Annotated in this window: 22 protein-coding genes and 1 tRNA gene; 12 read left to right on the top strand and 11 right to left on the bottom strand. The window is 72.3% G+C overall.

The window, feature by feature from the left end:
- Positions 1 to 4 precede the first annotated feature (4 nt).
- Positions 5 to 3,082: a hypothetical protein gene (locus tag Q7L73_RS02360; RefSeq protein ID WP_304685820.1), complete on the top strand. Its 3,078-nt coding sequence runs from the start codon at positions 5 to 7 to the stop codon at positions 3,080 to 3,082.
- Positions 3,083 to 3,255: 173 nt separating this feature from the next.
- Here the strand turns inward: Q7L73_RS02360 and Q7L73_RS02365 are convergent, their stop codons facing one another.
- Positions 3,256 to 3,756: a MarR family winged helix-turn-helix transcriptional regulator gene (locus Q7L73_RS02365; RefSeq protein ID WP_304685823.1), complete on the bottom strand. Its 501-nt coding sequence runs from the start codon at positions 3,754 to 3,756 to the stop codon at positions 3,256 to 3,258.
- Entirely contained in the window at positions 3,753 to 3,884 is a 132-nt protein-coding gene (locus Q7L73_RS02370) for a hypothetical protein (protein WP_304685826.1), read from the bottom strand. Before Q7L73_RS02370 ends, Q7L73_RS02365 begins: the two co-directional genes overlap by 4 nt.
- A gap of 13 nt (positions 3,885 to 3,897) precedes the next feature.
- Here Q7L73_RS02370 and Q7L73_RS02375 point away from each other — a divergent pair, with 13 nt between their 5' ends.
- Both Q7L73_RS02375 and Q7L73_RS02380 read left to right on the top strand, forming a co-directional pair.
- Positions 3,898 to 4,503 (top strand): hypothetical protein, encoded by a 606-nt coding sequence (locus Q7L73_RS02375; RefSeq protein WP_304685830.1) that lies wholly within the window; start codon positions 3,898 to 3,900, stop codon positions 4,501 to 4,503.
- A 153-nt stretch (positions 4,504 to 4,656) separates the two neighbouring features.
- Positions 4,657 to 4,989, top strand: coding sequence for a hypothetical protein (locus Q7L73_RS02380; protein ID WP_304685833.1), 333 nt, complete (start codon positions 4,657 to 4,659; stop codon positions 4,987 to 4,989).
- A 481-nt stretch (positions 4,990 to 5,470) separates the two neighbouring features.
- Here the strand turns inward: Q7L73_RS02380 and Q7L73_RS02385 are convergent, their stop codons facing one another.
- The 3 genes from Q7L73_RS02385 to Q7L73_RS02395 form a co-directional block, all read right to left on the bottom strand.
- Positions 5,471 to 7,048: a site-specific integrase gene (locus Q7L73_RS02385; protein ID WP_304685840.1), complete on the bottom strand. Its 1,578-nt coding sequence runs from the start codon at positions 7,046 to 7,048 to the stop codon at positions 5,471 to 5,473.
- Positions 7,045 to 7,461 carry a hypothetical protein gene (locus tag Q7L73_RS02390; protein WP_304685844.1) on the bottom strand — a complete coding sequence of 139 codons (417 nt, stop codon included), beginning with the start codon at positions 7,459 to 7,461 and terminating at the stop codon, positions 7,045 to 7,047. The genes Q7L73_RS02385 and Q7L73_RS02390 overlap by 4 nt, the downstream gene beginning before the upstream one ends.
- Before the next feature lie 264 nt (positions 7,462 to 7,725).
- Positions 7,726 to 7,798, bottom strand: a tRNA-Phe gene (locus tag Q7L73_RS02395).
- Between the two features lie 121 nt (positions 7,799 to 7,919).
- On the opposite strand from Q7L73_RS02395, the gene Q7L73_RS02400 reads away from it, so the two are divergent.
- Both Q7L73_RS02400 and Q7L73_RS02405 read left to right on the top strand, forming a co-directional pair.
- Positions 7,920 to 8,294, top strand: a complete 375-nt coding sequence (locus Q7L73_RS02400) for a hypothetical protein (protein WP_304685847.1) — start codon at positions 7,920 to 7,922, stop codon at positions 8,292 to 8,294.
- Between the two features lie 171 nt (positions 8,295 to 8,465).
- Positions 8,466 to 9,923 carry an MFS transporter gene (locus Q7L73_RS02405; RefSeq protein ID WP_304685848.1) on the top strand — a complete coding sequence of 486 codons (1,458 nt, stop codon included), beginning with the start codon at positions 8,466 to 8,468 and terminating at the stop codon, positions 9,921 to 9,923.
- Positions 9,924 to 9,931: 8 nt separating this feature from the next.
- Here the strand turns inward: Q7L73_RS02405 and Q7L73_RS02410 are convergent, their stop codons facing one another.
- The 3 genes from Q7L73_RS02410 to Q7L73_RS02420 form a co-directional block, all read right to left on the bottom strand.
- A complete protein-coding gene (locus Q7L73_RS02410; protein WP_304685850.1) occupies positions 9,932 to 10,651 on the bottom strand; it encodes a rhomboid family intramembrane serine protease in 720 nt (239 codons plus the stop codon).
- Between the two features lie 34 nt (positions 10,652 to 10,685).
- Positions 10,686 to 11,387 (bottom strand): M23 family metallopeptidase, encoded by a 702-nt coding sequence (locus tag Q7L73_RS02415; protein WP_304685852.1) that lies wholly within the window; start codon positions 11,385 to 11,387, stop codon positions 10,686 to 10,688.
- 154 nt (positions 11,388 to 11,541) lie between these two features.
- Positions 11,542 to 13,833: a DEAD/DEAH box helicase gene (locus tag Q7L73_RS02420; protein ID WP_304685857.1), complete on the bottom strand. Its 2,292-nt coding sequence runs from the start codon at positions 13,831 to 13,833 to the stop codon at positions 11,542 to 11,544.
- Positions 13,834 to 13,872: 39 nt separating this feature from the next.
- Here Q7L73_RS02420 and Q7L73_RS02425 point away from each other — a divergent pair, with 39 nt between their 5' ends.
- Entirely contained in the window at positions 13,873 to 14,028 is a 156-nt protein-coding gene (locus Q7L73_RS02425) for a hypothetical protein (protein ID WP_304685861.1), read from the top strand.
- Positions 14,025 to 14,948: a hypothetical protein gene (locus Q7L73_RS02430; protein WP_304685863.1), complete on the top strand. Its 924-nt coding sequence runs from the start codon at positions 14,025 to 14,027 to the stop codon at positions 14,946 to 14,948. Before Q7L73_RS02425 ends, Q7L73_RS02430 begins: the two co-directional genes overlap by 4 nt.
- On the opposite strand, the gene Q7L73_RS02435 is transcribed toward Q7L73_RS02430, so the two are convergent.
- Positions 14,936 to 15,307, bottom strand: a complete 372-nt coding sequence (locus Q7L73_RS02435; protein WP_304685865.1) for a glyoxalase superfamily protein — start codon at positions 15,305 to 15,307, stop codon at positions 14,936 to 14,938. The genes Q7L73_RS02430 and Q7L73_RS02435 overlap by 13 nt on opposite strands.
- Before the next feature lie 110 nt (positions 15,308 to 15,417).
- Here Q7L73_RS02435 and Q7L73_RS02440 point away from each other — a divergent pair, with 110 nt between their 5' ends.
- Positions 15,418 to 15,816, top strand: coding sequence for a hypothetical protein (locus tag Q7L73_RS02440; protein WP_304685868.1), 399 nt, complete (start codon positions 15,418 to 15,420; stop codon positions 15,814 to 15,816).
- Here the strand turns inward: Q7L73_RS02440 and Q7L73_RS02445 are convergent.
- The gene (locus Q7L73_RS02445) at positions 15,813 to 16,250 is read right to left on the bottom strand and encodes an Lrp/AsnC family transcriptional regulator (protein WP_304685872.1); all 438 of its coding nucleotides are present in this window, start codon (positions 16,248 to 16,250) and stop codon (positions 15,813 to 15,815) included. The genes Q7L73_RS02440 and Q7L73_RS02445 overlap by 4 nt on opposite strands.
- 107 nt (positions 16,251 to 16,357) lie before the next feature.
- Here Q7L73_RS02445 and Q7L73_RS02450 point away from each other — a divergent pair, with 107 nt between their 5' ends.
- The 4 genes from Q7L73_RS02450 to Q7L73_RS02465 all read left to right on the top strand — a co-directional run bounded on the left by Q7L73_RS02450 (position 16,358) and on the right by Q7L73_RS02465 (position 21,122).
- Positions 16,358 to 18,469, top strand: coding sequence for a DUF6421 family protein (locus Q7L73_RS02450; RefSeq protein WP_304685885.1), 2,112 nt, complete (start codon positions 16,358 to 16,360; stop codon positions 18,467 to 18,469).
- The gene (locus Q7L73_RS02455; RefSeq protein ID WP_304685889.1) at positions 18,466 to 19,200 is read left to right on the top strand and encodes an SDR family oxidoreductase; all 735 of its coding nucleotides are present in this window, start codon (positions 18,466 to 18,468) and stop codon (positions 19,198 to 19,200) included. The genes Q7L73_RS02450 and Q7L73_RS02455 overlap by 4 nt, the downstream gene beginning before the upstream one ends.
- Positions 19,197 to 20,237: a low specificity L-threonine aldolase gene (locus Q7L73_RS02460; protein ID WP_304685900.1), complete on the top strand. Its 1,041-nt coding sequence runs from the start codon at positions 19,197 to 19,199 to the stop codon at positions 20,235 to 20,237. Before Q7L73_RS02455 ends, Q7L73_RS02460 begins: the two co-directional genes overlap by 4 nt.
- Positions 20,238 to 20,303: 66 nt before the next feature.
- Complete coding sequence (locus Q7L73_RS02465) at positions 20,304 to 21,122, top strand: HAD family hydrolase (RefSeq protein WP_304685906.1); 819 nt, start codon at positions 20,304 to 20,306, stop codon at positions 21,120 to 21,122.
- 40 nt (positions 21,123 to 21,162) lie between these two features.
- Here Q7L73_RS02465 and Q7L73_RS02470 read toward each other — a convergent pair whose 3' ends face one another.
- The gene (locus tag Q7L73_RS02470; protein WP_304685910.1) at positions 21,163 to 22,290 is read right to left on the bottom strand and encodes an NAD(P)H-dependent glycerol-3-phosphate dehydrogenase; all 1,128 of its coding nucleotides are present in this window, start codon (positions 22,288 to 22,290) and stop codon (positions 21,163 to 21,165) included.
- Positions 22,291 to 22,295 lie beyond the last annotated feature (5 nt).

Consider the following 22,295-nt stretch of genomic DNA (forward strand, 5'->3'; position numbering starts at 1 on the left):
CCCCATGACCCATCGCTCACGCCGGCGCCTGGCCGCCGCGCTCGTGCCCATCCTCGCCTCGGCCTGCGCCGCCGGCTCCGCGAGCGCCGCCCCGGGCGACGCCACGCGGCTGCTCGGCGGCACCGGCTCCACCACCGCCGCCGAACTCGCGCTCGTGCCGACTACGCTCGGCGTCCACGACCACCGGCTGATCGTCGCTGACCGCTCGCACGCCACCATCCGGGAGATCGACCCGTCCTCCGGACGGGCGCGCGTGCTCGCCGGCGTCGGCGTCGCGCTCGGGCCGACGCTCTCGGGCGACGGCGGCAACCCGACCAACCCGGACGGCACGACCGCGCTCGCAGACGCCGGACCGCTGGCCGTCGCGCCCGACGGCACCACCTACCTCGGCGCCGGCAACGTCGTCATCCGGATCGCCCCCGACGGGACCCGCTCGACCTACGCGGGGATCGTCGGCCGCCGCACCACGCCGCAGGAGCGCGCCGACGGTCGTCCCGCGGGGGAGACCGAGTTCTCGACGATCAGCGCGCTCGCGCTCGAGCGCGACGGCGAGACGCTGCTGGTCGCCGAGCTCGACGACTACCGCGACCTCAGCGTCGTGCGCAAGATCTCCCCCTCGGCGACACCCGCCAGACGCATCGTGACCACAATCGCCGGCGACCTCACCGCCTCATCATCAGCCGGCGCGACCGGCCCAGCCGCGACGGCGACCTTGCGCAACGTCTCTGCACTCGCCGTCACCGGCGCCGGCGAGCTGCTGATCGCCGAGCAGGGCACGACGCGACGGGACGGCAACCGGATCCGGCTCGTCGAGCCCGGCGCCGACGACACGCTCGACGGCCAGGACGTGATCACGACGATCGCCGGACCGCAAACCGACGGTCCCGGCACCGGAGTCGCCGGCGGAAGTGGCGACGGCGGCCCAGCCGCCAACGCCCATCTCGACTACCCGGCCGGTCTGCAAGCGCTCCCCGACGGCCGCCTCCTGCTCGTCGAGGCCAGACGCGTGCGCATGCTCGCCGCCAACGCCGAGCGAACCATCACCACCTTGACCGGCGGCGGCTCTGACGCGGCGATCGGCGCGACCCCGCCGGCCGCTGCGCTGGGATGGGTCGCCTCCGCACTCATCGACGGCAGCACCCTCTACGTCGGCCTCGACAACGTCGACGGCGGCCGCCGGATCCTCCGCGCCGACCTCGCCGATCCCGACGCGACCTTCACCGCGATCGCCGGCAATGGCACGCTGATGGCAGCAGCCGACGGCAGCACCGCGGACGCGGCCCAGATGCGCGTCGGCGGCGTCGCGGTCAGCACCGACGGCGCCACCTACGTCAGCGACTCGCTCTCGGGCGTGGTCGTCCGCTTCGCGGCCGACGGCCGCGCGACCCGCGTCTACGGAAACGGCCAAACGTGCTGGGACACGTGCGGCGCCACCGGTCCCGCGCGGCAGACCCCGGCCGCGTCGCAGGCGCTCGCGCTCGGGCCCGACGGCGCGCTCTACGTCGTCGAGGCCGGCCACACGATCCAACGCGTCGACCTCTCGAGCAGCAGCCCCGACCAGTGGACGGTCGCGCCGATCGCCGGCAGCGGCGAGGCCGGCGACGCCGGCGACGACGGACCGGCGCTGGAGGCCCGCTTCTCCACCATCAAGAGCCTCGCGTTCAGCCCCGACGGCCGCTACCTCTACGTCGCCGACACCGACAACAACCGCATCCGCCGCATCACGATGAACGCGGCCAACGGGACGCCCCTGCCGGCCTCCGCGCGCATCGTCACCACCGTCGCCGGCGGCAGCCTCTCCGACGACCCCGACTACGGCATCGACGGGCCCGCCACCGACGCCCGACTCGTCGGCCCTGCCGGCGTGACCGTGCTGCCCGACGGAGACCTGCTGATCGCCAACACCGAGCGCAACACCATCCTGCGCATCGACACGACCGGCACGCTGCGCCACTACGCCTTCGTCGGCGCCGCGCACGACGGCGCCGGGACGAAAGACCTCGAGACCGGCATCTCCTACGACCCCGCCCAGGTCGACGCGCGGCCCGAGCAGCTGCTCGCCCGCCCCGACGGGCGCGTGCTGGTCCTGACCGGCGGCGCCGTGCTGTCGATCGAGCCGGGGGGGCCGCTCGTGCGCCGCGTGATGGGCCTCACCCCGTCCGAGTTCGAAAGCAACTACTACTACAACCAGTTCACCGGCGACACAGGCCCAGGGGAGGCGATCTCGCTCAACGGGGCCCTCGCGTTCGCACAGGCCGCCGACGAGCCGCTGCTGATCGCCGACGCCGGCAGCTTCCGCATCCGCCGCCTCGAACTGCCCGCCCCGCAGCTGCGGATCGACGCCGTCACCGCCAGCGAGCTCGTCGCAGGAGGCGGCCCCGTGCCGCTCACCGTCACGACGGGCCGCACGCTCGGACCCGTCAGCCTCCACGCAGGCCCCGAGATCGAGATCACCGAAGTGCACCGGACTGACGCCAACCACGTCGCGGCGACCGTGCGCGCCACGGCAGCCGCCGCGCCTGGCGCACGCGACCTGGCGCTCACAACGTCGAACGACAGGGCACAGACCACACTGGCAGGAGCGCTGACGGTCATCAGCAGCACCTCACAGCCTGACGACAGCGCGCCGAGCGACCCGCCGGCCGATCCGCTTCCGCCGACGCCCGCACCTGGGCCAGCGCCCAGCCGCGACGCTCCAGCGCCGCGCGCGCCGCTGCGGCTGATCGAGCGGTTCACGATCACCAGCCCGCGAACGCTGAACGACGTGCGCAAACACGGGCTGCACATCCGCGTCACGCCAGCGACAGGCGGAGTCAGACTGCGTGCGACCCTCACGGTCAGCGCGCAGGTCGCGAAGCGGCTCGGGCTCAAGAGCGCCCATGGCCGCGCGGTGCTCGCGACCGCGACCCGCGTAGCTAAGCCGGCGCGGACGGTGACATTGCGACTGCGGCCGCAGGGCGCGGTGCGGAGACGCTTGGCTCGGTTCGGCGGCTCCCGCGTCGTCGCTCGCTTGACGATCGTCGCCGACGGGCGCGAGGGCGCGGTGGCAACGCTCAGCCGCAAGATCGTTCTGCGGAGGTGAGGCGGCTGCAGCCCTCGCGCGCAGTGCGTGACTGGCTTCGCGTCGCACGTCGAGAGGGCGGCAGCGTGCACGCGAGACTGACGGTCCTCCTCACGGTGGCCGGCCACGGCAGCGTGATCGCCACGCGAACGGTGCGCATCACATTGCGGTGATCAGTACGTCTGCTACCGCGATCACGGGCGCGAGCTGTTCCAACACGAGCGGCAGTCGAGCCCGCGTATCGCGTCGGCGAGTCGGCCGATCACGGTGACGGCGGCGTGGAGGTCGCGCGGGTCGGTGTCGTGCAGCGCCGCGTGCCATCCCGTCTGCCAGGTGGTGCGCGCGGTCGCAAGCGGCGGGCGTGCCGCTGCGGTGATGCTGAGAAGGACGCGCCGGCGGTCGGCGACGCAGCGGCGGCGGTCAACGAGCCCGTCGTGGTGAAGGCGGTCGACGAGCACCGTGACGCTCGGAGGTGAGAGATCGAGCGCGACGGCGAGCTCGCCGGTTGTCGAGGTCCCGTGCTCGGCGAGCACGAGGAGCGCGCGGCGCTCGTTGTAGGAGAGCCCGCCCGGCTGAGGTGGCTGGCGTGCGCGCAGGCGACGCTCGGCGCCAAGCAGCGTGACAAACGCGGCGTCGAGGTCACGCTCGATCGCCTCGCGACCGCCGCCAGCGGCGGCGGCGGCCGGCGTGGTCATGCGGCCTCGGTTTCCAACGCGGCGAGCCGCTCGTCGGGCACGGCGTGGATGTCGTGCTCGACGCGGGCGCGGTGTCCGATGATCGCGAGCAGGATCGTCGGTGCCAGCGCGATGACGGTCACGGCCATCGCGTAGATGTAGGTGGCGCCGAAGGCGTCGGCGAGCGCGGCGGGGGTGGCGTGCCGCTACGACGGCCTGATCGAGCAGATCGGCGGCCCGCCGACGCCCGGCATCGGCTGGGGCGCGGGCGTCGAGCGGATCCTGCTGGCCGCGGGCGAGCGCCCGGCGCCGCCGCCGCTGTGCGACCTGTTCGTCGCCTACACCAGCGACGCCGGCCGCCGCGCCGGCTTCGAGCTGGCGCTGGAGGCGCGCCGCGCCGGGCTGTCGGCCCAGCTGGAGCCGGCCCGCCGCTCGCTGAAAGGCCAGTTGAAGCAGGCCGGGCGGATCGGCGCGCGCAACATCGCGATCGTCGGCGAAGACGGCACCACCGCTCAACTGATCGGCGAACAGGGCGAGATCGAGCTGCAGCGGGTGATCCCACTCGTACTGCCTCAGGCCACGCGCGAGGGCTGCCCGGTCGGTGATGGCCGCCACTGGTGGTCAACCGACGAGCCACCGCACTGCACCCGCTGCGGATTCGGAGGCTCCGTCGCTCGTCGCCCAGGGACGGCAGCTAGGCCTAGAGCGGCGTTTGGCTGTCTGCCGTCGGGATCGCGCTCCCGTCGAGCGCGAACCGGGCCGGCGTGACCGCGAACGCTGAAAGAGCCGACAGAGCGCACGCGCACGACGTAGGCGCAGTCAGCTCGTCGGGGGCCGGGGGCAGCTGGTACACCTCTCCGCCGGGCCGGCGCAACGCGAGCGTGCCGGAAGCCGCGACCCACGGCGACACTATGCGAACATATGTTCGTGAGTGGCGATTCGGGCATTCCTCCGTACGCGGTCTTCCGTCAAGCGCTGGACGCAGGCGATCTCGGTCGGGTACGGACGCTGGCGCGCCTGATGCCGTCGGTCGGAATCGAGGACGCGCTGCGGATCTGCTTGCTGCTGCGCGACCACGACGGCTACGAGCGCGCGGCGGTGAAGTGGCTGGGCCGGTTTGCGCTGGAGGCGCGATCAGCGTCGGTTGAGGACGTGGTGGCGGCCGCCGCTGCGCTCAACGCGCTTCCCCACCGGCCCGACGCAGCGATGGAGCGGCTGTGGAGCATCTGCGCCCGAGCAGGCGTCGCGAGTTGATCACCACCACCAGCGGACGCGGATCGCTGTCGAAGATGCGCCCACTATCATCGCGCCGATGGACGACGGTCAGCGTGTGCTCGCGTTGGATTCGCTCTACCAGCGGGTCCCTCGCATGCGTGATTGCCGGCAGCTCGGCCAGGGTCTTTGAGGTAGCCGGTAGATCGTCAGGTACTCGAATGCGTCCCGGAGCAATGCGTCGGATCGTCGAACGCGCCGGCCCAGGCACGCTCCGTCGGATGCTTGCAACGGCTCGCGAACGAGCTGAGCGTAGGGCTATCGGCGTCGGCTTGGGGGCCGATCCCAGACCAATCCTGAGCCGCTCGAGCCACGGCGTCCGATGACGGTGAGGGAGGCGCAGCTGAGAGGGCCGCTTGCTCCCGACCTCCGCGCCCGAGGAGGACGTCCTCGGCTCGGTCGGTCGCCGTGACCGACCGAGGAGAGGACTTGCGGTTGTGTGCCTGCGAGCTGGATACGTCCGCTACGAGGCCAGCGCCAGTGCCGGTCGAGCAAGATCCGGTGACTCAAAATCAGGCGCCGGGCGAGAGACGCGAGACTCCGCGATCGTGCCGATGAAGTGCTCAAGGTCGTGCATGGCCACGAGCTGGTCGAACTGATCAAGGCCGACGACCGGCCGCGGCGCAAACAGCACATCGAGACACTGGGCGATGTGCGGGAGCGTCTCGGTTGCCGTGGCCTCCTGGTAGTAGCGCAGCGTCGTCGTGTAGGTACTGTGCCCGACCTGATAGACGATCCATGACAATGACTTCCCCCGCTGCGCTGACATCGTCACGAAGCTGCGCCGAAGCGTCTGCGGTGTGATTCTCGGCGGCAGAGGCGCCGCGCCCCGGGCCAGTCGCCGCTCGTTGGCGCGTTGAACAACCGGTCCGAGGACGTTTGCGTTGAGGTTGTTGCGAGAGCGCGGTCGGCCGTCCCTGGTCGCCAACACGAGGTCGCGACTGGTGGGCGGAGTGGGGAGGCTGTGGAGATAGAGCATCATCTCTTCCACGAGGAACGGGCTCATCTCGATCTCTCGCGGTCTCGACTTGCTCGTCGGCACGACAAGACGGTGGTGGCTGAAGTCCACCTGCTCCCAGATACGAGCCGCGATTTCCTGATTGCGGCCTCCCGCCAGTGTGAGCATCGCGATCGCCGAGCGGAGACTTCGAGGCGGAAACGGGTGTGGCTGGCGTCTGTAGAGCCACATCGCCTGCGTCGGCGCGCAGTCCAAGGCCTTGCCGACCAGCGCCCATTGCATCCGTTCCTCATCCCGCAGCTGTCGCGCGAGCCTTGCACGCTCGATCGTGGCGGGCGAGACGGGATTGTCGAGCTCCAGCGCGCCGGCGAGAAGGTCGACGACCTCGTCGGCCTCAAGATGTCGTCGTGCATCAGGTCTCTTGCGCTTAACCCGAAACTCGGGATCTCTTGCGTGCTGTCTGTCGACGTCGTACGACTCAGACTTGATGGCGGAGGCCATGATGCGACCGAGCAGCTTGATGCTGGCGTTGATCTGGCGCGCACCGAACAGGCGTTTGCGGACGCGTCTCCCCCTTCTGTTGATCGTTGTGAGCGGGACTCCCGCCTGCTTGGCGTCATGGAGCTTCCGCGAGACTTCCAGCCGGTTCGTTCGAAAGCCCTTGATGCGGTCGTGGTTGATCTCTGTGAGGAAGTCCTCGGAGAAGTACGGCAGGAGGTGGTTGACCAGCAGATTGCGGTAGTCGGCATACGCTCCTCTGGAGAGCTCGGGCCGCTTCTCCGCGAGCCAGGAGGAGGAGTACACGTGGAACTTTGGGTCCCGATCCCCGACCGGCACCTTCGGCGCGGGCGGGCGGTACACGCCGGCACGGGCCTCTTCCAGGCACTCGTCGAGTCGTTGCCGCGCGAGCGGTTCGTTCCAGCCTTCGGTCTCGAGTCCGAGCACGATGTAGGCGGTGTCTCGCTCGCCCGTGTCCGGGTGAACGAACGGGAAACGAAGCGCGTAGCGGTACTGTCTGTCGCGCTTTCGCCAGGCTCTGAGGATCTCGCCCGTGACCGGCCGTCCGACCGTTTTGCCAGTCACGATGCTCTCCGCTCGTGCACGCGGTCGGCGTCTACGGCTTCGCCGTCGACATCGTGCTCTACGAGGAGGTCGCCTCCGATTGGAAGCAGGTCCGGTCTCGCTCCACGGAGCGCGCGTCGCTTGCGGCTGAGCCCTGCACGTTTGTTCGCCTTCGGTGGTGCCTCCGTCGGCCCTCGGTCACCAAGTGTCCGTATCCGCTCGTCGAGCTGGTCGGGGTCGAACCGGAGCGCTGCCTTCGGCCCCGGGCCGAGGCGGATCGCGCCGAGGCGATCGGCGTGGGCGTAGACCCAAGTGGGATGGACGCCATAGAGTTGTGCGACGTCACGGACCGTGAGCTTGCGGCGGCTGAGTTCGAGTACGCGGCGGGCTACCGCGTCGACGAACTCGTCGGAGAGCGCGACCTCTTCGTGCACGCGCGAATGTCGGCTCCACGGGCGGCGGCGTACCCCCCCCAAACACGCAGAGACAGGTCGAGTGGCGCCAAGACGACTTGGAGCCCAGCGTACGGCCAGCGCACGGCCACGCCGTGGGTTCCGCCATCTGAGAGAGGCCATGGCGCATCGCCGGCCCAGTTTGCTCACGGATCCGGCCAGAATTGGCGAGCCATGAGAAAAGCCCCGGGGCATTTGCCCCGAGGCTTCCAAGGAAAAAGCCTGCATTTGCAGGATCTCTTTCTATGGCGACTCCCAGACTCGAACTGGGGACACCACGATTTTCAGTCGTGTGCTCTACCAACTGAGCTAAGTCGCCAGGTACCAAAATCTGCACCTCGGAAAGGCGCAGCGGACGCGGGATCTTACCGCAACGTCGGCTGAGGGAGTCGGCGGGTCGATCCGGCGCGCCGGCCATGAGCGTTGGGTATGGTCGGGGCATGAGTCCTCGCACGGTTGTGGCCGGGATCGCGCTCGGTCGTCTCGTCCTCGGCGCCGCGCTGGTGGCCGCGCCGCGGAAGGTGGTCGGGCCTGGGTGGATCGGGGCGGAGGCGGAGCGGCCGGCGGCCGGGACGCTGCTGCGGGCGGTCGGGGCGCGGGATCTGGCGCTTGCGATCGGGACGCTCGGGGCGCTGCGCAACGGCTCCAGCCTGACGCCGTGGCTCGTCGGCGCGTCGATCGCCGACGGGACCGACTTCTTCGCCACGCTCGCCGCGGGCTCCGCGATCCCCGCGCAGGGGCGCGCGGGCGTCGGCGCGCTCGCGGGCGGTGCGCTCGGCGTGCAGCTCGGGCTGCTGAAGACGCTCAGAGACTGAGCGCCGCGCTGGCGCCGCGCCCTCGCGCGCGAGACGTCTCCCGCAGCGCACGGCGGCGCCGCGCTTGAACGCGCCCGCCGCTAGCGTGAGGCGAGGGCCCCGCGCCGCTCGTCACCAACACGTGAACGCCACTCGTCGGCGCGCACACGCTCTGCGACGATCTCGCGCGCCATGTCGGCCGCGCGCGCTCATGTCACCCCGCAGCCGCTCGGGCAGTCGCTCGACCGCGCGCCGTTCTCCAAGCTGCACCGGCGCTTCTGGCTGCTGGCCGCGCTGGGGATCCTGCTCGACGGGTTCGACTTCTTCATCATCGGCGTCGCGAATCCGTTGATCGCCGAGGAGTTCGGGATCGGCGCGACGGAGAAGGGGCTCGTCTCCGCCGCCGCGATCGTCGGCGCGGTCGTCGGCGCCGGGGTGCTCGGGCCGCTCGCAGACAAGATCGGCCGCCGCCGGCTGTTCCGCTTCGACCTGTGGCTGTTCGTCGTCTTCTCGCTCCTGTGCGTCTTCGCGTGGGACGTCTGGTCGTTGATCGCCTTCCGCTTCGTGCTCGGGATCGCGATCGGGCTCGACTACCCGATCGCCGCCAGCTACCTCGCCGAGATCCTGCCGAGCAGAGACCGCGGCAGATGGCTCGTCGGCGCCTTCAGCCTGCAGGCGGTCGGGATCGTGCTCGGCGCGGGCGTCGGCGTCGTCGTGCTGGCGATCGCGCCCGACGTCGAGTCGTGGCGCTGGATGCTCGGCTTCGGCGCGCTGCCCGCGCTGGTGATCATCTGGCTGCGCCGCTCCACGCCCGAGAGCCCGCGCTGGCTGGCGCAGAACGGCCGCGAGCAGGAGGCGGAGGAGGTCGCGGAGGCGCTCGTCGGGCACCCGGTCGTCGTCCACGAGGACGACCGCCGCCGCACCGCGCCCGTCGCAGAAGGGCCCGCCGCGCTGATCCAGCCGGCGCTGTTCTCCCGCCGCTGGCGCCGGCGCACGATCTTCACCGCCGTCCCCTGGTTCCTGATGGACGTCGCCACCTACGGCGTCGGGATCTTCACGCCGACGCTGCTCGCGGCGATGGCGCTCGCCGGCCCCGACGCGACCTTCATCTCCGACGACATCGCCTCGACCAGCGGCACCGCCGCGCTCGACCTCTTCCTCGTGCTCGGCTTCGTGATCGCGATCGCGCTGGTGGAGAAGGTCGGCCGCGTGCGGCTGCAGCTGTTCGGCTTCGGGGCGATGGCGGTCGCGCTCGCGCTGCTGGCGCTCGCCGACGGGCTCGACGGCGGCGGCGCCGCGCACATCTGGCTCGTCGTGCTCGGCTTCGCGATCTTCAACACCTTCATGAACGCAGGCCCGAACGCGACCACCTACGCGCTCCCGGCCGAGGTCTTCCCGTCCGACATCCGCGCCGCCGGCCACGGCTTCGCGGCCGCCTGCGCCAAGCTCGGCGCCGCGCTCGGCGTCTTCCTCTTCCCGATCCTGCTCGACGACATCGGCTCCAGCGCGCTGCTGCTGATCCTCGCCGGCGGCTGCCTGCTGGCGCTGCTCGTCACCGCCGTCTTCCGGATCGAGACCGCCGGCCGCTCGCTGGAGGAGCTGAGCGGCGCCGACGTGGCGGGCGTCAGCCCCCGCGTCACGCCGCCGTAGGCCCCGCGCTAGACGACCAGCGCGCCCGCGAACAGGATCACGAGCAGGACCGCGACCATCCCGGCCGCGGCGCGCTCGCTGCGCAGCCGCGCGCCGTCGTCGACCAGCAGCGCGCCCGCGAACGCGCCCGCGACGAGCCCGCCGAAGTGGCCGGCCTGCGAGATCCCGGGCACGAACAGCGTGCTCGACAGCGCGTAGGCGATCCACAGCGCCGCGAACACGAGCAGCAGCCAGCGTCTCTGCCGCCAGCCGACCAGCAGCGCCCCGCCGGCGAGGCCGAAGATCGCGCCCGAGGCGCCGACTGTCAGCGTGTTCGGGTCGAACACGAGCACGCTGAAGGAGCTGCCGAGCAGGCCGGCCGCGTAGACGAGCAGCATCCGCAGCTGGCCGGCCGCGACCGACAGCACGCCGCCGAGGATGAGCAGCGCGATCAGGTTGCCGAACAGGTGGGCGCCGTTGGCGTGCAGGAAGCCGCTGGTGATGATCCGCCACCACTGGCCCTGGTCGACCTCGTACCCCCACAGCCCGCCGTGCTCGACGAGGCCGCCGTTCATCATGTCGCTGAACGGCGCGCTCGCCAGCTCGATCAGGAAGACGATCACGTTGATCGCGACCAGCACGGCGAGCGCGGTGAAGGTCCCGAGCGGCTCGCCCCCGTCGCGCGTGCTTCTCGGCTGGCGCGCGGCGGTGTTGAACGGGTCCGGCCGAGAGGAGGGCGTGTAGCTCACAGGCCCATTCTCGCCGACGACGCTGAAGCGGACCTCAGCCGTTGGCCCAACGTTGCAACTGGGGGAGCGGATCGATCGGCGCGCCGCCTCTCGCCTGCCAGCCGCCAACCCAGATCTCGAAGTGCAGATGGGGACCGGAGGCGACGCCGGTCGCGCCGACCTCGGCGAGCTGCTGGCCGGCGCTGACGGCGCTGTCGGCCTCGACCAGCACCGACCCGCTCTTGAGGTGCATGAAGACGTAGTCGCGGCCGTCGGCGGCGCCGCGCAGCACGACGTAGATCCCCGCCCCGCCGGGCTGGTTGGCCTTCCACACGATCGTCCCCGCGACCGGCGCGACGATCGGCGTCCCGCTCGCGGCGACGACGTCCTGGCCCTGGTGGATGTGGCCGGGCCGGCCGGCGCCGAAGCGCGCGTCGTCGCCGCCGAAGGTGAAGGAGCCGGCGACCGGGAAGATGCCGGCGACGGTGTCGGCGGCGGGTGCGTCGTCGACCGGCGCCGGGGTGACCGGCGCGGGCGCGGCCGGCGCCCGCTTGGGCTTGCGTCTCGCCCGTCTCTGCTTCGCGACGGCTCGCTTCGGCTGCTTCTTCGCCGCCTTCTTCTTCGGCGCCGCCTTCGGCTTCGACTCGCCGTTGGGGTCGGCGCCGCCGGTGCGCGCGCCGGTGGCGACGTTCGGGGCCGCGCCGCCGCTGGTCGCCAGACCGGGTGCTGGCGTGAGCGACACGGCCCCGAGCGCCACGGAGAGGAGGAGGAGCGCTTTGACCGACCGAACCATCACCTGCAGCGTCGGCAGATCCGATGCACCTCCCACCCGTGCGCAGGCTCGTGCACAGGTTCAGGCCCCGGAACCTGCAACGCGAGCGGCTGCCCGCGCCCGTCCTGCAAGCGATCTGTCAGGCGGCGGCGTCGCTCAGCAGCCGCCGCATCAGCGCGCTCGCGCCGCCCTTCGACAGCGGCTCGTTGAGGTTGCCGCACTTCGGCGACTGCACGCACGACGGGCAGCCGTGTCTGCATCTGCACTCGCTGATCAGCCGGTGCGCGTCGGCGACGAGCTGCTCGAAGCGGTCGTAGCCCTGGCGCGTGATGCCGACGCCGCCGGGGTGGCCGTCGTAGATGAAGATCGTCGGCCGGCCGGTCTGCTGGTGAGCGTTGGTGGAGAGGCCGCCGATGTCCCAGCGGTCGCACATCGCCAGCAGCGGCAGCACCGCGATCTGCGAATGCTCGGCGGCGTGGAGCGCGCCCAGCAGCCGCTCCGAGTAGGCGTCGGGACCGAGCACGGCGTCGTCCAGCTCGTACCAGAGCGCCTGTGTCGAGAAGGTGGTCTCGGGCAGGTCGAGCGAATGGAAGTCGATCGTCTCGTGGTCGGCGAGCGACTTTCTCTGGTAGCCGGTCACCAGCTCGGTCACGAGCACGGTGCCGAACGAGAGCTGCACGCCCATCGTCTCGCGGCGCGCGATCAGCCGCTCGATCGCGGTCGTCGTGTCGCGGCGCGGCTGCGTGAACCAGTTCTCGTCGAATGGTCTCAGCAGCGCGCGGCGGTCGTGCAGGTCGAGCGCGACGACCTCGAACGCGCGCCCCATGTGCAGGTAGACGGCGCCGTCGTGGACGGTGTTGAAGGCGCGCGACGCCTCCATCGTGCCGACGACCTCGCCCGAGGCGACGTCGATCAGCGTGAAGTTGTCGCTCGACGCCGACCGCAGTGCGACCTGCGCGGCCGGGAACAGCTCGGGCGCACGCAGCTTGAACTGGCCGTTGCGCTCGATCAGCAGGCCGGCGCTCGCGAGCCGCTCGGCGTGCGCGCGCCAGTGCGGGCCGAGCACCTCCGCGTCGCGGGGCGCGAGCGGCCCCTCGTGCGCGGCGCAGACGAGGTGCGCGGCGTGGATCTGCTCGTTCTCGTGGTCGAGGATCGCCGCCTCGACCGGCCGCTGCAGGAACTCGTCCGGGTGGCGGCAGAAGAACTGGTCGAGCGCGTCCTCGCCGGCGACGTAGACGGCGAGACCTCTGCCGCGTCGGCCGGCGCGGCCCCACATCTGTCTCAGCGACGCGACCGTGCCGGGGAAGGTGACGCAGATCGCCGCGTCCAGCTCGCCGATGTCGATCCCCAGCTCGAGCGCGTCGGTCGCGACGACGCCGCGCAGCTGGCCGCCCATCAGCTGCTGCTCCAGCTCGCGCCGCTGCTGCGCGGTGTAGCCGGCGCGGTAGGGGGCGATCTTCTCCGCCAGGTCGGGGTGGCCGCTCTGCCGCAGGCGCGCGGTCGCGCTGCGCAGGATCACCTCGACCGCCTTGCGCGACTTGATGAAGCAGATCGTGCGCGAGCCGGCGGCGACGAGGTCGGCGAACAGATCGGCCGCCTCGCTCAGCGCGGAGGTGCGCGAGCCGAGCGTCTCGTCCAGCAGCGGCGGGTTCCACATCGCGATCGTCCGCTCGGCCGACGGCGCCCCGTCCTCGTCGATCAGGCGGATCCCGGGGAGACCGGTGAGCCGCTCCGCCAGCTCCAGCGGGTTGGCGACGGTCGCGCTCGCGAGCAGGAAGCGCGGCTCGGTGCCGTACGCCGCCGCCAGCCGCCGCAGCCGCCGCAGCACATTCGCGACGTGCGAGCCGAAGACACCGCGGTAGACGTGCGCCTCGTCGACGACGACGACCGCGAGGTTGGCGAGGAAGTCACCCCACGCCGCATGGTTGGGGAGGATCCCGACGTGCAGCATGTCGGGGTTGGTCAGCACGACGTTCGCCGATCTGCGGATCGCGCGGCGCTCGGTCTGGGGCGTGTCGCCGTCGTAGATCGCCGGCCGCAGCCGCGGCAGCCGCAGTCTCGCGAGCGCGCGCACCTGGTCCTGCGCGAGCGCCTTCGTCGGGTAGAGGTAGAGCGCTCGCGCGCGCGGGTCGACGTGCAGCATCTGCAGCGTCGGCAGGTTGAAGCAGAGCGACTTGCCGGAGGCGGTGCCGGTCGTGACGATCGTCGGCCCCTCCATCGCCGCGTACAGCGCCTCCTCCTGATGCGTGTGGAGGGCGGCGATCCCGACCCGCTCCAGCGCCTCACGAACCTCGTGGTGCAGCTCGCCGGGGATCGGCACCGCCCTGCCCGGCCGCGGCGGCACGACCGACTCGTGCACGAGCCGCTCGTCGGCCCGCCCGCGCGCGAGCAGCGACTCCCAGGGCTCGATGATCTCGTCGGTCGCGGACACCCCGACTGAGAGTAGTCGGCGGCGCGGTAGGGTCCGCGGATGAGCCGCGAACGGGAGTGGGTCGGGCCGTCGCTCGGCGACGACGAGCCCGAGTCACCCGGCCCCGGCTGGACGCGCGTCCGCGAGATCCATGTCGGCACGATGGGCGTCGTCGAGCCGGAGATCTGGCACTGCACGGGGGAGGAGCAGCAGTGAGCAGACGGACCCTCTATCACGTCTCAGCGAGCGTGAACCGCGACTCGATCCTCGCGCACGGGCTCGACCCGCGGCTGATGGGCGCTGCGCGTGGGATCGCCGGCAGCGAGCGCCGCGAGCTCGACGGCGTCTTCGTCTGCCACGACCGCGAGGACGCGAGCTGGTTCGTCGACATGGGCAGGCGCAGCGTCGGCCCCGTCGACCTGTGGGCGATCGACGATTCCGGCTCGGTGCTGCAGACGAACAGCTCCGGCTACGACTACCTGCCGGTCGCGGTGCCGCCGGAACGGGTGCGGCTGGTCGAGAGCTTCGGCGCGCCGCCTCCGGAGCAGCCGACGCCGGCCGCGGAGGCGTTCACTGCGGCGATCGGCGATGGCGCCTCGGCTCAGCAGCTGCAGGAGCTGCTGAACGCCAACGGCGACGGCCTCTTCACCTACCGGTTCGAGACCGTCACCGACCCCGCCGAGCTGGTCAGGCCGCTCGGGCCGCGGCCGGGCGCGCCGCTGCCACCCGACCTGGCGGAGGACGTCACGCTCGTGCTGCACGACGTCGACCGCTGGGGTGCCATCACCTCCGGCTGGAGCGCCACTGTGGAAGGCGACCTGCCGCAGGTCGACCCGGAGCGCGGCTGGGACGACGAGACGGACTACGGCTGGCTGATGCTGCACGACGCGGACGGTCACTGGCGGGGCAGCCTCGTCGTGCCGCTCGGCCCGACCGCCGCCGACCGCCGCGCCGGGCTCGCGTCAGCCTTTCAGCAGCAGTTCGTCGAGGTCGACGAGGTCGACGGCACGCTCCACCCGATGTGCGTCCTGGACCACCCCCACGCCGCCGTCACCGAGGTCCGCGACGGCGAGGCGTGGTGGGTCTGTCCGGCCGATGGCAGAGCGCTGGCGCCGGTCGGCTCCTACGCGCCCTGAGTGACGAGCTGCTGCAGCGCCCAGGCGTTGCCGTCGGGGTCGGTGAAGAAGACGAAGCGGCCCCACGGGAGGTCCTGCACCGGGCCGGTCTCGACGCCCGCGTCGACCACCTGGGCGTGGGCGGCGTCGGCGTCGGCGACGACGATCTGCAGCCCCTTGACCGAGCCGGGCGCGGCGTCGGTGAGGCCCTCGCCGAGCGCGATCGAGCAGGCGGAGCCGGGCGGCGTCAGCTGCACGAAGCGCAGCTCGTCGCTGACGCGGTGGTCGTGATCGGCGTTGAAGCCGAGCCGAACGTAGAACTCCTTCGCGCGGTCGACGTCGGTGACGGGGATCGTGATCAGTTCGAGCTTCCAGTCCATGACGCTGTCCTCTCCTGCCGGGTGATCGTTGAGACCATCCTCTCGGTCATTTAGGTCACGTTCGGTCCTTATTTGTGGCGTGACCGCGTTCGCCGGCAAGACTGGCGCGTATGAGCGGTCGTGTCGCGCCCGTCGCCTTCTGGGTCTGCGCCGTCGGCGCGACGGCTGTCGCGATCGCGCTCGGGCTCGACGCCGACAAGCCGAGCGGCGGGCAGGTGGTGCCGCTCGACGCCGCTTGGATCGCGATCGTCGGCCCGCTGCTGGCGGGGCTGCTGTTTCGCCTGCGCGGCGTCGCGCTGGTGGTCGTCGCGGTCGTCTTCTTCGACGTCACCTGGCTGCTGGCCGTCGACCCGCAGGGCGGCGCCACTGACGACGCCGGGCTGCTCTCCGTCGTCTGCGTCGTGCTGGCGATCATGGTGACGGGCATCGCGCTCGTCGCGGCCGCCGTCGCCGAGGCGGCGGCCCGGGCGTGGCGCTGGGCAGCGGCGCGACAGACGCGCCAGCGCTAGGAACGCCCCCGCGCCACCAGTCGTGACAGCACGATCTGCGAGCGGGTGCGGACGACCGAGCCGTCGCGCTGGAGCAGCATGATCAGCTGCTCCAGCGCACGGGCGTCGGCGACGCGGACGCGGGCGATCGCGTCGGCGTCGCCGGTGACCGACCACGCCTCGACCACCTCGGGCTGCTGCGCCAGCCGCTCGGTCACCTCGTCGAGCAGGATCCCGGGGGCGAAGAACAGCTCGACCAGCGCCTCGGTGCCGGCGCCGAGCGCGCCGTGGTCGAGCACGGCGGTGAAGCCCTCGATCGCGCCGCTGGCGCGCAGGCGGTCGACGCGGCGCTTGACGGCGGGCGCGCTCAGGGCGACGCGACGGCCGACGTCACCGTAGGAACGGCGCGCATCCTCGACAAGCAACGCAACGATCTGCCGGTCAATGTCGTCCATTCGTTCGATTATTGCAGTCAGATGAGCGATCGGCGTATGGAACATCCGCGAGGGCCGGCGTACGGTGGATGACAGCCCCGCAGTCCCCTGCCCGATTGGAGTCCTCGATGTCGTCTCAGCGTCCCGCCTCGGCCCGGATCGTCTTCGACGAGGCGCACGCGGAGGCATGGACCGTGCGCCCTGAGATCGCGCGCGCGATCCAGCCCTCGCACCCGCAGGACTCCTCCTACGCCCGCGCCGCCGAGCTGCTGCGCACGCACGACCTCGACGTCGTCGTGCACGAGGCCGGCGCGCTCGACGCCGACGCGCTGCGTGACACGCGCGCCGACGTCGTCGTGATCGCCCACCCCTCCGAGCCGGCCTGGGAGCAGGTCGTGCCGGGCGGCTCGCCGCGCTTCGAGCCGGTCGAGCTGGACGCGCTGGAGGCGTTCGTGAACGCCGGCGGCGGTCTGATCGTGCTCGGCGAGCAGGAGCAGGCGAAGTACGGCAACAACGTCAACGAGCTGCTCGGCCGCTTCGGGATCGAGATCGAGAACCGCACCGTCTCCGACTACGAGCACCACCTCGAGAGCCCGCACTGGATCCGCGCCGAGCTGGCCGACGCGACCCGCCACGAGGGCGTCGACCTGCTCGCGCGCGTCGAGCAGGCGGTCTTCTACCGCGCGACGACGCTCGCCCTCTCCAACGGCGCGCGCGTGGTCGCGCGCACCTCCAAGACGGCCTCCGAGCCGCAGGCGCCGCTGCTCGCCGTCAGCGAGCACGGCCGCGGCCGCGTCGTCGTGCTGGGCGACTCCGACCTCTTCGGCGACGACTGCATCGACTCGCTCGACCACGCCGACCTGTGGCTCAACCTCGTCCACTGGGCGGCCGCCGGCGCCTTCGCGCAGCCGCTGCCCGAGCCCCAGCAGGCGATCGACGCGCGCGACGACGCGCACTGGCAGACGCTGAAGGCGGAGGTCGACGCGCTGCGCCTGCAGCAGCAGCCCGACGGCACCGTCGACCTCGCCCAGCACGACGCTGCGGAGCTGCGCGCCCGCGTCGAGCGGATCGGCGCGGCGATCGAGGGGCTGAAGCCGCGCTTCCCGCACCAGACCGACTACCTCGCGGCCGCCGTCGCGGACCTCGGCGCCTGGGCCGAGGGCGGCTTCGGCGTCCCCGACTTCACCGTCGCGCTGGACGCCTTCCGGCCCGACCAGCAGCGCCAGGACGGCGTCCAGCACCTCGTGCTGTTCCCGATGTACAAGCAGAACGGCTCGCGCGACAGAGTGTTCGAGGCGCTGATCGTCGGCGTGCCGTGGCCGCAGTGGCTCGCCGAGCTGGAGCGCGACCGCTACGACAACGAGAAGTTCGTGCCGGTGACGCTCGTGGACCACACCGCCGGCTACGACTCCGACTGCGCCGTGCTGTTCCCCGAGACGGTCTCGGTCAAGGGCAAGCCGGTCAACAACTTCGGCGGCATCTTCTGCGACCGCGAGGCCGAGCGCTTCCGCCGCACGTCCTCGCAGGCGGCCGAGCTGCTGCGGCTCAACCTGCCGCCCGACGCCGCCGCGCTGCTGGCGAGCGAGCAGCTCTCGCGCGACGCCTACGAGCTGTGGGACCTGATCCACGACCGCACGCACAGCCACGGCGACCTGCCGTTCGACCCGTTCATGATCCGCCAGCGGATGCCGTACTGGATGTACGCGCTGGAGGAGCTGCGCTGCGACCTGACCGCCTTCAGCGAGTCGGTCAAGCTCGAGCGGGAGGGCTTCGCCTTCGCCCGCAACGCGCAGTACGCGATCCTCTTCGACCGCCTCTTCCGCTTCCCGGTCACCGGCCCGCGCGTGCGCAACTACGACGGCCTCGGCGGCCAGCTGCTGTTCGGCTACCTGCACGCGACCCGTCGCCTGCACTGGACCGACAACCGCCTGACGATCGTCTGGGACGAGGTCGCCGCAGGCGTGCTGGAGCTGCGCGAGCAGGTCGAGACGCTCTACCGCGCCGGCATCCAGCGGACGAAGCTGCAGCACTGGGCGGCGGCGCACGACCTCGTCGCGCAGTACGTCTCGCCGTCGGCCGGCTCGCGCTGGGTCGCGAGCGCGCGCACGTTCGAGGAGGCGCCCGATCTGCGACCGTACGTGGACGAGGTGCTCGACGACGAGTTCCCGCTCTCGCTCTTCTACGCGTCGCTGCAGGCCAAGCTCGCGGCCGACGCCAGCAAGGAGGCCGTTCCCGCATGACATCAGCAGCCGCCCCGCTCGAAGGCCGCGTGATCGCGCTCGCGGGGGCGGGCGGCTCGCTCGGGCCGATCCTCGCCCGTGCGCTCGCCGACGAGGGCGCCGTGCTGGCGCTCGCCGACCGTTCGCAGGAGCAGCTCGACGCGCTCGTCGAGCAGCTCGACCTGCCCGCCGAGCGGATCGACGCGGCGACGCCCGACCTGCTCGACCCGGCCGCCGCCTCGGCGTGGGCGGCGGCGGTGCAGGAGCGCTTCGGCCGCGTCGACGGGCTCGTCCACGCGGTCGGCGGCTGGCGCGGCGGGAAGCCGATCGCCGAGGCGCCGCTGGACGACTGGGCCTTCCTCGAAGGGCTGCTGGTGAGAACGGTGCAGCACACCTCGCGCGCCTTCCACGCAGCGCTGAGCGCCTCCGGCCGCGGCCGCTTCGTGCTCGTCTCGGCCAAGCAGGCGGTCCGCCCGACCGGCGACAACGCCGCCTACGCGGCGGCGAAGGCCGCCTCGGAGGCGTGGACCTACGCGCTCGCGCAGGACTTCAACGCCGCCAGAAACGGCGCGACCGCCAACGTCGTCGCGATCAACGCGCTCGTGACGCCGAAGATGCGCGCCGAGTCGCCGGAGAAGGCGTTCCTGACCTTCACCGACGCCGACGAGGTCGCGGCCGCGATCGCCTACCTGCTGGGCGACGCGGCGCGCAAGGTCAACGGCCAGCGCCTCGCGCTCTACGCGAGCGCATGAGCACGTTCGCGAGCGACAACTACGCGGGCGCCCACCCGCAGGTCGTGGCCGCCGTCGCGGCCGCCAACGACGGCCACGCGGTCGCCTACGGGGCCGATCGCTGGAGCGACCAGGCCGAGCAGCTGATCCAGCGCGAGCTGGGCGAGCAGGCGCAGGCCTTCTTCGTCTTCAACGGCACCGGCGCGAACGTGCTGGCGCTGCGCGCCGCCTGCTCGCCGTGGGGCGCGGTGATCTGCTCGCAGACCGCGCACCTGAACATGGACGAGACCGGCGCGCCGGAGCGGGTCGGCGGCGTCAAGCTGCTGACGACGCCGACGCCCGACGGCAAGCTCGTGCCCGACGACGTCGAGCGCCTGACCGACCGCCTCGGGGACGAGCACCAGGCGCAGGCGCAGCTCGTCTCGATCGCCCAGTCGACCGAGCTGGGCACCGTCTACACCGTCGAGGAGGTGCGCGCGCTCGCCGACGCCGCGCACGCGAAGGGCCTGCTGCTGCACATGGACGGCGCCCGCCTGCCGATGGCGGCGGCGGCGCTGAACGTGCCGCTGCGCGCCTTCACGACCGACGCCGGCGTCGACCTGCTGTCGTTCGGCGCGACCAAGGTCGGCGCGCTCGGCGCCGAGGCCGTGGTGATACTGGACCCGGACAGGGGCCTCGCCGACGGCATGCCGTACCTGCGCAAGCAGTCGCTCCAGCTGGCGTCGAAGGGCCGCTTCCTGGCGGCGCAGTTCGTCGCGCTGCTGGAGGACAGACTGTGGCATCAGCTCGCCTCGCACGCGAACGCGATGGCGGCGCGGCTGGCCGACGGCGTGCGCGACCTGCCGGGCGTCGAGCTGACGCAGGCGCCGCAGGCGAACGCGGTCTTCGCGAAGCTGCCGGCCGAGGCGACGAGACGGCTGCAGGAGCGATTCCGCTTCTACACGTGGGACTTCAACACCGGCGAGGTGCGCTGGATGTGCGCCTGGGACACGCAGCCGGCCGAGGTCGACGCGTTCGTCGCGGCGATCCGCGCCGAGGTCGGGCGTCTGCGCGCATAGCGCTTGACGCCTTGCGAGAACTCGCCGGAGGCTCCTTCTCGCGGCCCGTCCGTCAGACTGCGGCGCATGCTGCGCTGCCTCTACGTCGACCTCGACGGCACCCTCCTGGGCCGCGGCGCCGCGCTCCTGCGCGACGCCGACGGCAACTTCTCGACCGCCGCGGTGCGCGCCCTGGAGGCCTGCCACCGCGCCGGCGCGGAGGTCGTCATCTACACCGGCCGGCGGGAGACGCAGGTGAGAGAGGACGCGCGCCTGCTGGGCCAGACGGCGTACATCTTCGAGGCCGGCTCCGGGCTCGTGGTCGACGGCGAGCTGGAGTGGCTGACCGGCGGCCTGGAGCCGCGCGACGGCCTCTCGATCCACGACCAGATCACCGCGTGCGGCGCCCCGGCGCTGCTGCTGGAGCGCTTCCCGAGACAGCTCGAGTACCACGAGCCGTGGCACGTCAACCGCGAGGTCTCGCATCTCTTCCGCGGGCTGGTCGACGCGTTCGAGGTCGACGAGCTGCTGAGAGCGGCCGGCCATGACCACCTGCGCCTCGTCGACAACGGCACCGTCCACTCCCGTTCCGCCGCGCTCGCCGACCTCGACCAGGTGCGCGCCTACCACCTCGTCCCCCGCACGGCCTCCAAGGCGGCGGCCGTCGCCCGCCACATGCAGATCCGCGGCTACGAGCCGGCCGAGTGCATCGCCGTCGGCGACTCGCGCGAGGACCTCGGCGCCGCCGCCGCCGTCGGCACCTTCTGGCTCGTCGCCAACGCGCTGGAGAAGGACCCGTCCCTGCGCGAGGCGCTCGCCGGCCGCGACAACGTCCGCATCGCAGAGGACCGCAACGGCGAGGGCGTCTACGAGGCGGTCGTGACGACGCTGGCGGAGGGGCGCTGAGCCGCGTCTGGACGGCACCGCGCCCGCGCGCGGCGTCGGCTCACTCGGGCGCGTCGCGCAGGTCTTCGCCGCGTCTGAACAAGCCCCGCACGCGCGTCGCGACGCGTCCGAAGGCGCCCCTCGGCACCGCTCTCGCCGGTCGCCAGCGGGCGGGGGGCGGGACGGTCGCGCGGACCAGCGCGACCCACTCGCCGAGCGGCAGCTCGCCGCCGATCAGCCGCGCCAGCGCGCTCGTCACCGGCGCCTCGACGCCCGCGCGCGCGAGCGCCTGCGCCAGCAGCGGGACGCTCTCCAGCGCCTCGACCGCCTGGCCGATCCGCTCCGGGATCTCGCGCGCCGGCACGCCCTCGGCGAGCAGCTCGCCGGCGCGGCGGTTGCGGCTCTGCGGCGCGAGCGCGGTCGCGACCAGGTCGCCGGTGCCGGCGAGGCCGATCATCGACTCCGGCCGCGCGCCCTGACGCTCGGCGTACCGCCAGACCTCGGCGAAGATGTGCCCGGCGGCGGCGCCGGCGGCGTTCAGCCCCTGCGACTCGGTCGCGCCGGCGGCCAGCGCGGCGGCGTTCTTGGCCGCTCCCGCCAGCTCGACGCCGACCGGGTCGTCGGACTGCTCGCAGACGACGCCGGCGCGGATGAAGACCGACGCGATCAGCCTCGCGAGCGCCTCGTCACTGGCGGCGGCGACCAGGCCCGCGCCCTCGCGCACCATCTCCTGCGCGTGCGCCGGCCCGCCGACGCAGGCGACCCGCTCGGCGCCGAAGCGCTCGCGCAGCAGCACCGTCGGCGCCGTCCCGGCCGGCGGCACCAGCCCCTTCGTCAACGAGACGATCGAGGCGCGGCGGCTCAGCCCGGCCGACTCCAGCCCGGCGATCACCTCCTCCAGCCGCGCCGAGGGGACCGCCAGGAAGACGAACTCGGCGCGCCCGAGGCCCGCCGCCGCGGGCTCGATCCGCAGCTCCTTCGGCAGCTCGACGCCCGGCAGGTAGGCCGCGTTCTCGCGGCTGCGCTGCAGCTCCTCGGCCTGCGCGGCGGTGCGCGTCTGCAGCGTCGTGCGCAGCCCGCCGCGCGCGAGCAGCACCGCGACGGCCGTGCCGAACGAGCCGGCGCCGACGACGACCGCGCGCCGCAACGCGGGTGGAACGGGGATCTGCGGACGGGGAAGCGGAGGCACGACGC

Source organism: Conexibacter sp. CPCC 205762, assembly GCF_030646155.1.
In the GTDB taxonomy this organism is placed as follows: domain Bacteria; phylum Actinomycetota; class Thermoleophilia; order Solirubrobacterales; family Solirubrobacteraceae; genus Conexibacter.

Bases quoted from the DNA above. Each gene is read 5' to 3' on its own strand.
- Q7L73_RS02450 (WP_304685885.1), top strand. From the start codon at position 16,358: ATGTCGTCTCAGCGTCCCGCCTCGGCCCGGATCGTCTTCGACGAGGCG.
- Q7L73_RS02365 (WP_304685823.1), bottom strand. From the start codon at position 3,756: ATGACCACGCCGGCCGCCGCCGCCGCTGGCGGCGGTCGCGAGGCGATC.
- Q7L73_RS02400 (WP_304685847.1), top strand. From the start codon at position 7,920: ATGAGTCCTCGCACGGTTGTGGCCGGGATCGCGCTCGGTCGTCTCGTC.
- Q7L73_RS02380 (WP_304685833.1), top strand. From the start codon at position 4,657: ATGTTCGTGAGTGGCGATTCGGGCATTCCTCCGTACGCGGTCTTCCGT.
- Q7L73_RS02465 (WP_304685906.1), top strand. From the start codon at position 20,304: ATGCTGCGCTGCCTCTACGTCGACCTCGACGGCACCCTCCTGGGCCGC.
- Q7L73_RS02360 (WP_304685820.1), top strand. From the start codon at position 5: ATGACCCATCGCTCACGCCGGCGCCTGGCCGCCGCGCTCGTGCCCATC.
- Q7L73_RS02435 (WP_304685865.1), bottom strand. From the start codon at position 15,307: ATGGACTGGAAGCTCGAACTGATCACGATCCCCGTCACCGACGTCGAC.
- Q7L73_RS02440 (WP_304685868.1), top strand. From the start codon at position 15,418: ATGAGCGGTCGTGTCGCGCCCGTCGCCTTCTGGGTCTGCGCCGTCGGC.
- Q7L73_RS02455 (WP_304685889.1), top strand. From the start codon at position 18,466: ATGACATCAGCAGCCGCCCCGCTCGAAGGCCGCGTGATCGCGCTCGCG.
- Q7L73_RS02425 (WP_304685861.1), top strand. From the start codon at position 13,873: ATGAGCCGCGAACGGGAGTGGGTCGGGCCGTCGCTCGGCGACGACGAG.
- Q7L73_RS02445 (WP_304685872.1), bottom strand. From the start codon at position 16,250: ATGGACGACATTGACCGGCAGATCGTTGCGTTGCTTGTCGAGGATGCG.
- Q7L73_RS02370 (WP_304685826.1), bottom strand. From the start codon at position 3,884: ATGGCCGTGACCGTCATCGCGCTGGCACCGACGATCCTGCTCGCGATC.
- Q7L73_RS02460 (WP_304685900.1), top strand. From the start codon at position 19,197: ATGAGCACGTTCGCGAGCGACAACTACGCGGGCGCCCACCCGCAGGTC.
- Q7L73_RS02405 (WP_304685848.1), top strand. From the start codon at position 8,466: ATGTCGGCCGCGCGCGCTCATGTCACCCCGCAGCCGCTCGGGCAGTCG.